The following is a 16304-nucleotide window of genomic DNA, read 5'->3' on the forward strand; positions in this document are numbered from 1 at the left end:
CGCGGCCAGTAAGGTATGGCGCAATACTGTGTACTTATTCATGGTTTGCTCCTAGTTAATTTGTATTAACAACATGTTACCTAGTTAAACACCGCTGATTTAATTCTCCTCACAACTCTCATGCAAATACGTGAACATTAAATGAAGTTGAGGCGCCCATCACAAAAAAACGCTCGAAGCAAAGGCTCCAAGCGTTTTAAGCTCTAGTGACGGCTTACGCGAAGGTGATACAAATCTAGCTCCATGGTGCCTTCCGTATCTTTTAACTCAATGACGTTATCGCCAGGCTGCAAGAACGCAGGCAGGTGTACTTCTGCGCCCGTACCACGTGGCGCCCAGCTAGATTCAACCGTAACGATGCCAACCTCGGCACCATTCACCCAAAGGCTCATGCTGCGGGTGCCGCTAAGCGCGCCTGCTTTAACGCTTAAGCGTATGCTGCCGCCTGTGCCGCCGGCAATCGTCCATCTAAAGCCGGTATCTCCATTCAGGTCCATCCACTCGCCTTCATCGGTGCAGTTGATTTGCCACGGTTGATTCGCGATACACGCATTTACACTCTCACCACCATTGCTGAGGGAGGCATAATAAGTCGTTGTTGGCACAACTGTTATAGGAGTCGGTGACATGGTAAAGCTGCCGGAAGTAACACCATTGCCGAGTTGCCCGTTGCCATTGAAACCCCAGCACAAGGTAGAACCTTCGCGAATAACCATGCACGAATGGTAGTAGCCGGCATCGATAGCGACTACATCGTCAGCCCAGTTAACATTAGTTGCAGCAGCTTTATCAGTGCGACTGGTATCGCCATCACCCAAGGCGTAGCCCACACCCCAGCACTGTACGCTTTGGCTTTGGTTGCCATGATCAACTAATGCACATGAGTGATTTCTGCCAACAGTGATTTGTATGGCATTGCCATTAATGCCCAGTACATCGCCTTGAGCTTCGGCAATATCAACGCTTGCAGTACTACCATTACCAAGCTTACCGTTCGCGCCGCCGCCCCAACATTTCACATTGCCGTCTACCATCAATGCGCACGTGTGACTATAACCTGCAGCAATTTGGGTGACTCGGTATTGAAGGCCTTTTACGGGGGTTGGGCTATAAACATTATGCGCCTGAGAATTGCCATCACCCAGCTTGCCCCATGAGCCGTTACCCCAGCAGCGTACAGTACCCATAGCGCTCAGCGCGCAATTATGCCGCTCGCCTGCGCTAATGGCGATGGTGTCTGGCTCGCCACGCTCATTGGTTAAACCGCTGACGGTATAAGGGTAAGTGACATTAGCCACTTGGCTTGCTTGGCCGATTTGGCCATTGCTATTAGAACCCCAGCATTGCACGTAACGATTATGGGTCAGAGCACAGCTATGCTCGCCACCAATGGCTAACTGCTGAATATTGGAAGTAAATACATCAACGGGAAGCCCGCTATCTTGTGAATTAGCATCACCTAGCTGGCCAAGACTCCCTTCGCCCCAACATTTAACATTCCCATCTAACAATAGCGCGCAGCTATGCTGGCTACCCGAGGCAATGGTTTGTACCCCATCAAGTTTATCGCCAGTTGCCGATAAGACATTTTGCGCGAGTGTCACATTGTGGCCACCCGTATTATTATCGCCAACTTTGCCCGCACCGCCATGGCCCCAGCACTGAGCAGTATCGCCATCGACACTTGCACACGTGTGGTAGCCACCTGCATTAACGGTTGCAATAGGGGAGCAGCGTCGTCCTGGTGCAAAATGATCTGGGTCTCCCGCAAAGCAACTGTCATCCGCCATTTCAATCACTTTGTTTCGCGCGATCACGGCAGGAGTAACACGGCTATTCTCATTTTTCGCTAAGTTAATAAGAAACTCAGGAGGTAATGGACGGAAGCGTAAACGCGCTTTCACCAAGAAAGGTCCTTGGCGGCCAGTAACCGGTACGTCGTACTTTTCGATACGCTTTTCAAACGGGCGAAGGGCATTGCCATTATCAATAGTGTCGCTAATAAACTGGCTGAACACTTTATCTCGGCGTTGCTCGGTATTACCGCTTACCAAAATCGGTGCCCCTTGGCCCTCTGTGGGAGAGTCCATACCCCGAGTAAAGCCGTTTTGATAATTAACCAGGCCCAAATTAATAGGGTCAGACAAGCCGATTTCTGGATCAGCTTGGCGCATACTGTAATCGCCAGGCTCATCGTGGTCCGGCGTACCATCATCGTCAACCATGGTGATGTCGCGTTTTTCTAAGCGATGGCCATCTTCAATATCCATGCGGCCATCTAAAACCACGTAAATATCATCGAGGTTACACTCGTATTCATTACTCGGCAGGAAGCAATCGTTTTCTTCGTAAAGATCGGTACCAATCGGATTAAAATCACCCGGCTTTTTAACCAAATAACCAGAGGTATACACGTTTTGGTACTGGGTTTCGCCGCCAACAATTATGATGTTGCCACTGCTATCGCGCTGCGGTTCGAGAACTTGCAGCTCGATCCATACTTGCCGCTCCTGCGATAAGCCTGCAGGGATATTATGGCCGGCACCAACGTTTTCTACGCTAATGCGAACAGGTAGTGTACGGTTACCAACGGGGCCTTCAACCGTGCCAGAGGTAATGCCAAAGTCGACAGCTTTTTCTAGGAGTATTTCACGCATATCGCTAATACCATTGAGCTCTGGCCCGCCATGGATAAAACCGTTCGGATCCACACCATTAGTAAGGTCGCTAATGTCAGCTAAACCTACTCTACGGAAATCGGTAGTTTCATTTAGCTCCTCGTTAGGGTCTGAATTTTCCATGGTATAAGGTTGACCAAATTCGCTCTGATCTACCAATATCCTGTCGACACCAATAAAGCGATGGTCCGCCACTTTACGTGATGTGCCACCAAGGGCGATGGTACCTAAAGGGTACTCCCCGGGTAGAGCTGCTGTATCGGTCATAAATTTAGACATATGACAATCTTGGCAAGTGGTAATCTGCTTTATCGCGTTGCCTTGAGCATCGTTTTTACCTATAAGCGCACCGGCCTGTAAGTTATCGGGATCGCTAATAGCCGCCATCGAAACCACATCGCGCGCTGGGCCGCGGGGGTTGGCAATTGCGTTATCTAACACTGTAGCGTCCGTGACTTCTGTGCCATTAGAGTCTGGCGCATTATTATTATTGTTCCATGGACTGTTACGCCATTCCGTGAAGAGGTTTTCTACTCGACGGAAGGCTTCAGATTTACCACTTAAATCACTGACTAATACATCTGGTAGCGGTATGCGCACATCATGGCATGTACCGCACATTTCACCCGAAGAAATGAATGGTCGCTTAACACCATCATTGCCGACCAAAATATTACCTGGGCTTGGCGCTGAAAAGGGATCAGCATTGAGCTCTGTTGTGTTGGTGTCGTGAGCAAAATCAAAGACTAAATTTAAAAAGCCATTATTTGCCGATGAATTTGAAGCATTGTAAGGCCCAAATATCGGAAGTTGCCCTTTGTTATTGGACGGCGCGCTTACGCCTGCAAACCCTTCAAACAAATAAGCACTATTAGCTACGCCGGGCTCAAAGTTGGGGCGCCTATTAGCAAAGGTATTATCGGTATTGCGGCCATTCATACGGTGGCACACGGCACAGGTGACACCCTCGGTGGCAATGCGCGCATTGCGCTGACGATCAGCATCATCACCGGATACATTTTCGATAGTATTATCTGCTAACTTAGCATTGACTTGCGCTTGCGTTGGCCTTGAATCAAAAAAGTTAGGATCTTTCGATAGGATTCGTAGAACTTGGTGCGAGTCAATTTCTAAACCACCATACTGACTCCACGCAGGGAAAATATCCGTTAATACAGCTACGGGGGCATGACACTTCTGACAAAATAAATTGTTTTCCTCCCTGCTGCCGTCAGGCATTGCCGACATAGGGCCTTTAGCAAAGCGTCCTTCTGGAGCATCAAGTACCCCGTTAACCAACGCGTTATCATGTCCAAATTCGGAGGCAGTCAACCCACCTTGTACATCAAAGGCGAATGGCATGATGGCGAGCGGGTCAAATTCATTCTCTGCTCGCTCCAGCGTATGAATAGGCGGGCTAATTGATGAATAGCGCATCATTGAGCCAGACCACTCGTTATATTGACGAATGTGACACTCACCACACTCTACAGCGGATGCAATCTTATAATTGTCGTTTACCACATTGGTTTTGGTGGCATCAAGCGGTGTTTGAGCCGCTACGTTTTGACCGGCCAATAGGCCTAAGGTAACTGCACCGGTGCTAAGTAATTTAACCAGCAATTTAGTTGACATTATCAACCTCCTTACCGATTACCCAAGCATGTAGAAATAGCTTCATATTAACTCCTTTTTGTCCATTTGATTTACAGCGGTATGGCTTCGAATGATCGAAGCATAGAATCCATGCAGGGAGTGGCAGCAGTGTTAAAACCTGATTTTTGATCAAAAAAATACAGCACTCAAAAATTACAGCGCTGTTTTTTAAAGTCCTATTTAAGTGACGACTCCTTACTTTGCGCACAAGTTAACACAATATGTATTCCAGAAAAGTCAATTGCCTAACAGGTAACATTTAGTTAACACAATAATAATACAGGCGCCATTTCGCACCACGAAGGGGCGCCACAACGAAAATAAAGAATTTATTAAGCGTACTGAAAACAACTTTTAATAGAGTTCACCCATAGCGCGGATGCTTACTGAGGACTCAGAGTGAATGATCGGGCGAGCCTTGCGCGCGACCCCTACGGGGCGTAAAAATTATATTTTGGGTGCAAAATGAACAACCCCTACCTAGGCGTCCTTAATATTTACCCTGTAATTTCAGATCACCAAACTGCCCAAGACTGTCTTCCCCAAAACTCTTTATATTACCGCCTAACAATAGCGTGCTAAGTGCTTGCGTTAATAGTCCCTTCGCCACTCAAGCGCCCCTGACGTTTTACCACTGCTGCCGGTGGTGCTGTTTAAGCGGATTTCATCGGTAAGTTCAATTTTTAAATTACCCTGCCACGGTTGGGCGGGGTTAGAAGAGCGCTCCAGTTCAAGGTAAACCCGCTCGTTCAAATATTTACCCACACCCACATTCACACCGCCGCCCTCGTCCTCACTCTCTTGGCCAATACTTAAGCTATCAAAACCGAGCTTATCGCGCGTGGCATCCAGTGGATTAAAACTACTGCCGTTACTAATTGTATTCACAGCACTCGCTAAACTCATCGCCTGCCATGCCGATATATTTTGTATTGAATCACCAAATAACAAGCGCGATAAAATTTCTTCTTGCGGCAGCGAAGGGATTGAACTTAAGTCCAGTTTAATTTCCTCCTCGTTACCCGATACCACAATATTAATCTCGATATCACCCGTGTCATAACTAGCGGGAATGTGGAAATTGAACGACTCATTACTAAACTGCGCTCGCCCTTCGTTTAACTTAATCGGTTTTTGCAGCAATTTAATTTCACCGCGTAGGGTTTTAAAACTGCCCGTAACATTCGGTTTAAGTACCGTACCCGATGCCAAAACCTTTCCCTCTAATTCCGCCTCCAAACCACGGCCACGAATATAGGCTTGGTTTTCAATCTCCACCTCAACATCAAGCGCAATAGTCGGTAAAAGTTTGTTTCGCGCTTCTAGCTCGGCATCGTCACTGTAAACTTCTAACACTTTAATTTCAGGAATGGCGCTAGCTGGCGCCGAATCAATATTAATATTAAGCGGCTGCACGCGGAGCTTGCCCGTCACACTCATCCCCTGCATGCCGCCCTTTAAGGCCGCGTCACCACTCACTGCGCCTTTCACACTGGGCATATCCACAAGGCGGGCATTTTTTAATGCCAGCACAATATTCACCGCCGAATCGCTATTCACATCATGCCAGTCAACATAGCCACTTAACGTTAAAGTACCGCCTTCAGCATCGCGCGCAAAGCCAGTCACCAATTGAATTTTCTGCTTTTCGGCTACCGCATAAATTTGAATATCACTGAGTACCGTACCTGTTGAGGCCTGTTTGAAATAACCGCTCTTGAGCAATAACTCACCGGTAAGTACCGGGTCTTTCGCCGTACCCGCCAAGGTTAAATCAGCCTCTAAACCACCTTGCAAAGTCATTTGATCAGTGTCCATAAATAACTGAAGCGCACTGGTATCCATATTGGCCTGTATCAAACCATCCGTAGGTAAATTCCCACCGGACTGTGTTAATACAAAGTTTAAATAGTTATGCCAAGGCAAGCTTAACGACAATAAACCCGCCGACGTTTTATCCAATGTAAAGCTGGAATCAATCATCAGATCTTTGTCTTCAGAACTGATATTCGCATGCCAAATAAGCGGGACTTCAGTGCGCTCGTCCGTGGCCGAGCGCACTGCCAGCATTTCGGCATAAGAAAGGTAACCACCAAGGGTAGGCTCAGTGAAGCTCCCGCCCAAATGCAATCGCGCCTCGGCTCGCCCTTCACCAACGGGGTAACCTAGGGCCTCTAATAACTTAACGGGTAAACGAGAAACCACCACTCGCAAGTCGTTTTGCTGTGCATTTACCCGCCCCTTCATTGTGACCAAAGGGCGCTTAAAGGTAGCCAACTTTAGGCGCTTAATATCCAGCGTCATTTCATCCAATGCCCCCGCTTGCGCAGAAGCCTCTAGCGCTAAATTAAAGGGCAGTACTTCGCTTTGATGGGTATAACCACCTTGGTAAAGTGCATCGACCACAATGGCAGGCTTCGCAAGTGCGCCGCTCACCTCCCAGCGCGCATTCAAAAAACCCACCAAGCCCGGCGGAAACGCTAAGCCATAACGATACGCAAGCTCTGGCGAGAGGTGACGAACTTGACCAGCCAGCGCCGTTTGATTATTTTCCCAATCCACCAAGCCCTCTAGCTTTAAGCTGGCATCATCAACCTCAACGGTCAGCTGGTTAATATCCGCCTGCGCTAAAGACGCATTGGCATTACCGTAAATCGCAAAGGGAAGTTCATCGTAAGTCCCTAAAATATTGACATCAGTAATAATGAGCGGCGCCTGTAATGTGCCACGTAATAAGCCACCAATATGCTGTGCGTGAACCGATAAACCTTCGGGTATTTTCGCCGCAATGGCCTCGGGTAATAACGCACGAATAGGGCCATCGCGCACATGGGTAAGGGTATAGGTTAACGACAGCGGTTTATTATTCGTGTGAATACGCCCCTTGGCACTAAGCTGCATATCGCCCAAAGTCGCCTTTAGCCGCTTAACCTCTACCAGCGTTGGAGTAAGCGCAAACTTACCTTTAACATCCATTGATTGCTGAAGGTAGCGTACACGGCTGTTCACATCTAGCTCACCTTCGGGCAGCCGCTTTATGTCCCAATCCCACGTCAAATCGCCTTTAGCGCTAACAGCCCCGCCCTCTAAATCGGGTACCCAGGGCTGTAAAAGTGCGAGGTTAAAACGCTGAATATCAAGCCCCAATGCAAGCTTCTCTGGGGATACAGAGCCGCTCAAGGTATGGCGCTGCTCATTCACATTCAGTACCAACGCGCTTAAATCGACACGTTGTAATTCAGGGCTAATTTTCACATTACCCTGCACACTCACCCTCTGCTTAAACAACGGCGCACTAAGCTGCTCCAACGCAACATAAATGCCATCGCTTTTTTGCTCACCTTTCGCGCTTACAGCCAGCTCAACAACCTGCTCTGGCGGCAGCTGTAACCACTGCCCCAACCAACCACCGGCGCGCTGCTGAATACGGCCATTAATCGCCAAGCTTTCGCGCGAATCACTAAAGCCTTCAAGCCACAATAACGGCGCTTTATGGCCCTTCTCGGTAATGGTGACTTCTAGCTCTAGCGGGTTGGGCCAGTGCAGTGCCGCCGAACCCTGAACCCTCAACGGTCCCGGGCCAACAGGCAGCGCATCCGCCTTACAGCGGCGGCAAGGCGGCCAGCGAAAATCGCGCAGAACTAAACTTTTCACCACTAGGGTTTCGACTTTAATCGGGGGGATTTTGGGAATACTCAACGCAAAGGTAAACGGCTCGGTACGGGCCGGTTTGGCTTTTGCCTCCGGCTGATAAACCACCATTGCGGCGGCTTTTAGCTCGTGCACTAACAGCCGTTTCTCCCAAAGGTCGCGCAAAGAAATATGAACCGCTGCATCGGTAAGCTCGACCACTGGCTGGCTATTTTGTGCGACCAGCGCATAACCCACCTGCAGCCGGTTTAAGCGCGGCCATTTCACATCATCCAGCACCACCGCAAGCTGTGGCGTTTGCGCAAAAGGCAAGGCACGCTCTAACCAAAACAAGCGTCCGCTCTCGGTCGCTAAACTGCCTAAAACCAGCAGCAGTGTGCACATAACAACAATCAACAACAGTAATACAACGCGCCCACAAAAACGCGCCGATAAGCTCAGCTTTCGCACAAAGGACATTGGCTTCACAGGTTGCGCGCTCGGCTTTTCCGGCTTAGGGCTTTCAACAATTTCCGTCATTAAAAGGCCTGCCCAATGGCGATATAAAGTTGAATATCACTATCGCCTTCGCGCTTATCCAGCGGCGTGGCAATATCAAAACGGAACGGCGCAAATGATGTGTGATAACGCAAACCAATACCCGCGCCCCATAAAAACTCATCCCCCATCTTCGGCGTTTTGGTCGGGTAGGCATAACCGCCATCCACAAATAGCGTCACACCAATACTTTGGGTAAAACGCGAACGCAGCTCAAACGACACCTCCGAAAACGACAGGCCACCGGCGGGATTCCCTTCGCTATTTAGCTCACCAATACTTTGATAACGGTAACCCCGTACCGAGCCACCACCACCCACGTAAAAGCGCTCATCGGCCGGCACATCCGCCAGCGTACTGTCGTCAATAACACCCGTAGCCACACGCACCGCAAAGGTCGGCTTCACCGTTAAGGCATCCCAGGTGTAGTAGGTACTAGCGGCAATGGTTGAACGCGTAAAGCGCCGGCTGGTTTGGTATAAATCCATAAAAGGTTCAACCTGCAAACCAGTAACCCAACCGCGCGTGGGGTTTAGGGGGTCGTTGCGCGCACTGTAATCAATGCTCACAGGAAAACTCAGCAAGGCATAATCTTCAGGGCTTTCGAATTCTTTAACGCGACTAAACTTAAGATTAACGCCGCCATTAACCGATAATTTATCGGTCAGCTCCCGTTTAAGGTTGGCGCCACCTTCACCGATATACACATCGTAAGCATCGGTAGTTTCTTGTTCGATATTACCGGTTAAGGTCAAGCGCTGCTGCGTACTATAAAAATGCGGTACAGTCAGTGTGCCCTCCAAACCTTGGGAAATACTGCTGTACGCTAACTCCGTGACTAGCTGCTCGCCACGGCCAAACATATTGCGGTTCTCCCAACCGACGGTAAATTTGCTTTTTACGTCAGCATCGTAGCCCACCGAGCCCGAAATACTGCGCTGCTTACGCTCGGTTAAACGAAAATTTACAGGCACCGCGTCATCAATAATCTCGCCCGAAGTGGGGTCGGCATTAGCCAGCAAGTTGGTTTGTAGCAAGCTTAAGCGGGTGCTGTCTAACAGGCGGGGTTTAAAGCACTCACCTTCTTTAAAATTTAAATAGCCATCCAAGTAACTATCCTCTATCGAGGTATGACCAGAATAGGTAACCTTGCCAAAAATCACCAGTGCAGCGGGCTTCAGTTTAAAGGTTAACTGCGCCGTTTTAGACGGGTGATTAACAATAGCTTCATAGCTCACATCAATGGTGCGTAAGCAGTGCTCATCCGCCACCCATCGTTTAATAGCATTTACGCTATCTAAAACCTGCTCGGCAACGAGTGGCGCGCCTTGCATCAAATTCACAATATTAACGGGTGGCCGACTAACATCACTTGGCCAATCAAAAATAATGGCACCTAGGGTAAAACGCTCACCCGCAAAAATTTGGTGCCCTATTTGACCATTACTTATCGTACTTTCGATTTCGGCGCCGTAATACCCTTGGCTACGTAAGTAAGTTCGAATAACGTCTTGGTCGTATTTAAAGGCTGTTCGGAGTGAAGAAGCCCGCTGGTATTTGCTATCGGTTGCGCGCTGATCTGCCAGCATGGTTTCTACCGACGTTTGCAGTGCAGGATTACTTGCCACAAAAATAGCAAACGGGTGCTTTACCCCTACCCCCAGCAGCGTATTACCTGCAATAGTAGGCGTTCCCAGGGCGGCAGCCATTACCGGCGCAGCTACTGCACATACACAATATAACAACACCTTACCTATCAATTTTGCGCCCAAAAGGGACCTCTAGCTTACACGCTCAATAAGCGCGGCATGTTAGCATGCACGGCTTATTCTGTATGACAGTACTTTCCATTTCTTCTCCTTATTAGCATCCTTATGACGTATTTCGATTGTGTAATAATTGGTGGCGGTGCCGCCGGCCTAATGTGTGCAGCCCAAGCCGGCTTGCGCGGTAAAAGCGTAACCGTGCTAGACCACGCCAATAAGGTGGGCAAAAAGATTTTGATGTCTGGCGGTGGGCGCTGCAATTTCACTAACTATTACGTGGAACCCAACAACTACCTCAGTGCCAACTCGCACTTTTGTAAGTCGGCCTTAAGCCGCTATACCCAGTACGATTTTTTAGACTTAGTGCACCGCCACGGTTTGGCCTACCACGAGAAAACACTGGGCCAGCTTTTTTGCGATAACAAAGCCAAAGACATTCTGAATATTTTACTCACAGAATGCGATAACGCAGGCGTTCGTATTGCCACCGAGTGCAGCATTCACAGCATTAAAGCACTACCCCCCGAAGAAACCCCAACAGACAGCACGCCGCGCTATGCCTTAAAAACTAACCAAGGCGATATTCACTGCCACTCACTGGTTATCGCCAGCGGCGGGCTTTCAATTCCCACCATGGGCGCCACCGGCTTTGGTTACGACACAGCCAAACAATTCGGCCTACGCATTACTCCACGCCATGCCTCTTTGGTACCATTTACCTTTAAAGGCGACTTGCTCACTACCGCGCAAAATTTAGCGGGCGTTGCATTACCGGTCAATATTGAATGCCAAAATCAAACCTTTAGCGAAGCCCTATTATTTACCCACAAAGGCATTAGCGGCCCGGCGGTTTTACAAGTTTCCAACTATTGGTTACCGGACCAAACCGTCACCATTAATTATTTACCCAACATAGACCTAGCCCAACAAATTGCCACTTGGCAACAAGAAGGCCAAAAAGCTGAACTTAAAAACTTATTAAGCCGCTTACTGCCCAAGCGTTTTATTGCTGAATGGTTAACCATTAATCCAGCAACAAAAGACCTCGCCGATAAAACCGTTGCGCAGCTGAGTAATAACGATATTCAAAACATCATCAATCACATTCAAAACTGGCAATGCATCCCCGCCGGTACCGAAGGCTATAAAACCGCGGAAGTAACATTGGGCGGTGTAAATACTGATGATGTTTCGTCGAAAACATTTGAAGCGAAAAAAGTGCCGGGGTTATTTTTTGTGGGCGAGGTTTTGGATGTAACTGGTTGGCTTGGCGGGTTTAATTTTCAATGGGCTTGGGCTAGTGGATATTGTGCGGCGCAGTTTGTTTAGATTGGACTGAGTGTAATATTGGGTAATGTTTTTTTGTTGGGGGATGGGTTGGGGTTGGGGAAGTTTAGCTTCAGGGGGACGGTGCCTTGGACGGGTAATTTTATCGTGATCTATATCTGGCCGAAAAACGGCAAAATATCTTAATATTCCGCCTGATTGAATATTAAGATATTTTGGTGACTTCAGCCCTAAAGCTTCATCTGAAAAGATTGCTTGGGGTGATAAAAAAGCGGGTTGTTTTGAATTTTTTAGGGTGAGCATCTCTTTAGCTTATCTATAATTGGGGCTTCAACCGTAACCGAGAGAGGGGGTTTCGGGTATCATGATTCGCTAGAAGGGGAAAAAAGGTGGCTTATACTTCCTAGACGCCACTTTTTTAGATTTATTTTCGGCCTAGTTGGCGGTGGTAAAAATCTGAGTAAGATCGAGCCGCATTAGAGGCGCTACCAATTAATTTTTTCTCTTAAAGTTATTTAGCTCTAGCCGAATAAGGAGTCGGAATGTTAAATGTCCTTGGCTTACCTCATGTAAAGCACAATAATGCTGTAGTAGATAAAAATATTTATTTAAGGAGTGCACTGTGAAATTATGTAGTATTTTGTTTTTTTGTATTTATCTCTCAACGTTTCTCACTGCTTGCGGTAGTGACGTTTCGTCAAAAATAACTAATGAGCCGAACAGCGTGGAGTTTAATGCAACCCCTTCTACAAATACTCATTATGATGGAGTTGAAGATTTCTCTGAGTTAAATAGGCGGAACGCCCTTGATTTCTTTAGCTCTCTTCAATTACTCCTTAGCCGAATTGATCAAATATGGAAACTTTTTGCGGGAGGCTATGCATCCCCTAGCTTTCTTGAACTTACATATAGTCCAGCACTAAGTATGTCTCGAGTAATAGAGTGGGGAGAGGATGGCTGCTCTTCAGGGGAATTAATAAATAGCGTGAATCGAAACTTAGATAGTATCCTGGAGAGCGTACATTTCAACCTCATTGAGTGCGAGCTTGGGCAATATAAATTTACCGGATTTATTAAATTCATAGGAGCTGATGGTGGAAAAGTTAAAGGTATTAGCTTTGTAGAGCTGAAGGCTGACTGGGGAGAAGATATTTTTATACTCAATGGAGAGATTACCAAGACATCTTCTGGAGGCCTTTCAAGCGAAACAATGCTTATCAGCTCTCAAAAATTGTCAAAGTCTTACGCGCTTAAGGAGCTTTCAATTGAAGAATCTGGGATAAAATTGAATTTATTTGATGATAATAAAGGGTTTATTAAAGTGAGCTCCTCTGAGAAAACTAGACGCTTAACCTTTAATGGCGAAAACTTGACAACTCTGGAGGCAAGCTATAGCAATAAAATATTTTTCGGCACTGACGGTTTTTATGCTGAGTATGACATCGAATTAAAAAATGCTCGCGATGAAAAGCTCTTCACGCGAACCGATACAATCAACAGTTTGTCTAGACTCTATCTGAAAAATACTCCCCCAACAATAAATCTCAACTACTCAAATACCGTTGACCGGACTGCGGACACAAAGATACAAGCGTCTCCATGGGATAAGGACGATGACTTCCTGACATTCCACTGGGAAGTTTTGGGAGTACCCTCACGGTGCGCCAATTCGATTCATAGTAATGTTGTTGAAAAACTAGAAGATCAAATTATTAATTTCAATAGTACATGTTATGGTAATTCTTATACAATTCGCCATTATGCAGACGATGGCATTACTAAGAGATCTTATATGGATGCAGTGATAGAAGTCTTGCCTTTACCTGCAAAAATAAAGCCTATCGCCGACTTAATAGCTTCTGATACAGATACGATCGAGGTCCAATTAGTTATAGAAAACTTGAAGCATGACGGGCCTTTTGAGTACAGGCTATCCAATGCCCCCAATGGCCTTGTTATAAATGATACTGACGGGGGGCGCGTAACTGGTCACCCAAGAACTTTTATAAGTAATTATCAACATGAGTTTAATGTAGGGATTACTGTTGATAATGGGCGTCAATCTTTGGTTGATTTCACTATAACTATGAGCACCAAAGATCAATCAAAAGAGAAGTATCGAAGTAAAATATTTTCTAGCATGGATGTTTGTGGAAACATTGAGAATGGCTGGAGATCAATTGATAAAACTGATGCTCTATTTTCGGTATGCCCATTTTTTCAGGGTTATCGAGTTTTCAAATCAGAAGGGGGAATAATTAGTTTACATAGCTATAATCGCGGTTTTTCAGAAGAGCAAAAACTAGTTGCCGCTGGATTTTCGCGTTTCAATAAAGATTCTATTGACGATATTGTATTGGTTTATAGGGATTGGATTTATATTGTAGATTTACTCTCTCAGAAAGTTCTTCAAAAGATAAAAAACACTGTACTGAAGGAGGCGCCTCAAATAGGGGTGATTCCAATGCCGAGCCGACACCCCGGTTTTGCAATTCGTGGCTATGGGTTAAATGCTGATATTGCATACTACTTTGACAGCGAGAAAGAAACTTTTTCACCTGTTGATACAAATTCGATTCTATTGCAGTTGGGGAAACCTCCTTTCAATGATAGAAATACAAATGACGGGTTACTGGGCGATAAAACTCAACTGCTGTCTATTGAAAACCCAAAAAATGGAGAGCTTATAGACTTTGATAACGATGGAGACTTTGAGCTAGTAAATATTTTTCCGCCAGCGAATGATCCCGGCTATGTTAGCATTCAAGTCATTGACACCAATACTCAAGAGATCATATTTTCTCAGAAGGAAATTTTTGATACGAAAACAGAGCTTCGACGCACGCCTCAAGGCTCCAAATTATTAAATTTAGATAGCGACCCTGAGATGGAGTTTATTCTTTATGATCAACAATATACACATGAAATATATATCTATGATCTCCAGAACGGAGAATATAAGCTTGTGGGTAACCCTCCATTACCTGAAGAGTGCGGCTATCATTCTGTAATGGATTTCACTCAGACGCCAAATGCCAATAACGCAATAATTCAAAATTCATTTAGAGGGTACTTTTGCGAACTAAATTTAGACAAAGGATTTACGATCTGGAGCGTAAATGGCCCAGCATTCCGTGTAGATAATGGAGTTTATGACTATTTTGATCTATTGCAGGGTACGGATATCTTAGTTCGGGATGATAAATCAGATTCACGCACTATTACTGTTGTGAACCTAGATGATAATCTTGAAAAATTAAAGACAAAGATGACTGAAATTCCTGATTTTTCTTATGGGCAGATCACGCCACTATTTAATGCAAATAATCACGTGGAAAGTATTCTCATTCTTCCTGAGCTAGCTGATACTGAAAGTGAGGGAATACTAAAGGTGTATGAAACAGGTTTTTATTCTTTGGTCAATACCCTTAGTGATTTCCCAGGCTGGGAGCCTGCTGATGTTAAACTCTATAATGGGGGCATCAATGACAATGGTAATATTATTACTGCCGCCTTTGAAAACCAATTGTGGGCCGGAGGTACTGGTGATGAGCCTAGCACCCTCACTTCTTTTCATGAAATATATAGAGCTGAGAATGGGGTTATGATTGACATTGACCATAACGGAGATCCTGAATTAATTAGACTGGAAAATACTACAAGAGATGAAAAGGGGATTGCGCTATATCGACTACTTAATGGGGAGTTTACTCGGTCATATCAGGCGCTCCCCCACCGAGACTCTTATTCAATTGGTATTCAGGACACTGATGGTGACGCCGCTCTTGATATAGTAGTGCTTAGAAGACCATTTTCTTGTTCGTCATCATCACTAAGCGATATTTTGGTATATTCGATTAACCTTGACTTGAAATTCAATACGAAAGTGCCTGGATGTGTTAAATCTATTCCAACGATTAATAGTGAAGACTCAAAGATCAACATCATTGCAGTCAACGAAACAGCATATGAGCTTGACAGATTTTCTAGCGTTAGCTATTTTTGGGAGATAAGCCCCTATAACGGAGCCATTATCTGGAAATCCAGACCATTTTCTGGCGGCTTCTACGATGATAATATTATTATACTGGGCGAAGGAGGACTGTATGATGCAGAGAAGATGTCACTATTTGGCTCAGGGTTAAATAAATTTCATTGAGCAGATCAGCAATAAGATAGGAAACAAAATAATCTGGGAAATAATGCAGGACAGGCACCCTTAAAAATAACGACAGCTAAATACATTAAAAAAATGGACCACCTCTACTTTCAAGAAACTTATCGCTCATAGACCCAAAACACACAATAACCCCAAGGCTAATGCGTTGGGGTTATTTATTGATGCAGGAGTAATGGCTTTTAGTGCCGTAGAACTGTAATTGAAGTCGCTGAGGCTAAGCGGCGCGCCTTTTCCTGCGCTTAGCGAACAAAGCTTGGTAGTGTTGTTCAAAATGCTGCGTTTGTAGGATCAACTAAAAGGGACACTCACTCTAAAAAATAATAAAACTACCCGCCTCTTGCATCAGACCAAGCAATATTTTCAGATAAAGCGCTAAGCCCGCAGTCTTATGACCGCAGGCTATCAATAGTTCACCTATAGAACAACAGGTTATATACCCAAACAGCGTTAAGCGTATCGGCGCTATTTGACGAGTGCCTGTCCTCGAATAATTTAACGGATGTATACAATTGAGCCGGTGTTTGGAAATATCTGTAGTAACAAGCGCTT

Annotated in this window: 5 protein-coding genes; 2 read left to right on the forward strand and 3 right to left on the reverse strand. The window is 46.0% G+C overall.

Translation table 11 applies throughout. The features are described from left to right. Positions 1–203: 203 nt before the first annotated feature. From AC3A8L_RS12105 to AC3A8L_RS12115, 3 genes are all read right to left on the reverse strand, one after another. The gene (locus AC3A8L_RS12105; protein ID WP_487962522.1) at positions 204–4313 is read right to left on the reverse strand and encodes an RCC1 domain-containing protein; all 4110 of its coding nucleotides are present in this window, start codon (positions 4311–4313) and stop codon (positions 204–206) included. A gap of 612 nt (positions 4314–4925) precedes the next feature. After that, the gene (locus AC3A8L_RS12110; protein ID WP_487962523.1) at positions 4926–8504 is read right to left on the reverse strand and encodes a translocation/assembly module TamB domain-containing protein; all 3579 of its coding nucleotides are present in this window, start codon (positions 8502–8504) and stop codon (positions 4926–4928) included. Then, positions 8504–10231: an autotransporter assembly complex protein TamA gene (locus AC3A8L_RS12115; RefSeq protein ID WP_487962524.1), complete on the reverse strand. Its 1728-nt coding sequence runs from the start codon at positions 10229–10231 to the stop codon at positions 8504–8506. The genes AC3A8L_RS12110 and AC3A8L_RS12115 overlap by 1 nt, the downstream gene beginning before the upstream one ends. Before the next feature lie 165 nt (positions 10232–10396). Here AC3A8L_RS12115 and AC3A8L_RS12120 point away from each other — a divergent pair, with 165 nt between their 5' ends. Next, a complete protein-coding gene (locus AC3A8L_RS12120; protein WP_487962525.1) occupies positions 10397–11617 on the forward strand; it encodes a BaiN/RdsA family NAD(P)/FAD-dependent oxidoreductase in 1221 nt (406 codons plus the stop codon). Positions 11618–12197: 580 nt separating this feature from the next. Further along, on the forward strand, positions 12198–15734 hold the full coding sequence (locus AC3A8L_RS12125; protein ID WP_487962526.1) for a hypothetical protein: 3537 nt from the start codon (positions 12198–12200) through the stop codon (positions 15732–15734). Positions 15735–16304 lie beyond the last annotated feature (570 nt).

The sequence above is a fragment of the Marinagarivorans sp. genome, from assembly GCF_982758155.1.

Excerpts from the sequence above, each read along its gene's own strand:
- AC3A8L_RS12115 (WP_487962524.1), bottom strand. The coding sequence starts at position 10,231 with ATGGCTGCCGCCCTGGGAACGCCTACTATTGCAGGTAATACGCTGCTG.
- AC3A8L_RS12105 (WP_487962522.1), bottom strand. The coding sequence starts at position 4,313 with ATGTCAACTAAATTGCTGGTTAAATTACTTAGCACCGGTGCAGTTACC.
- AC3A8L_RS12110 (WP_487962523.1), bottom strand. The coding sequence starts at position 8,504 with ATGACGGAAATTGTTGAAAGCCCTAAGCCGGAAAAGCCGAGCGCGCAA.
- AC3A8L_RS12120 (WP_487962525.1), top strand. The coding sequence starts at position 10,397 with ATGACGTATTTCGATTGTGTAATAATTGGTGGCGGTGCCGCCGGCCTA.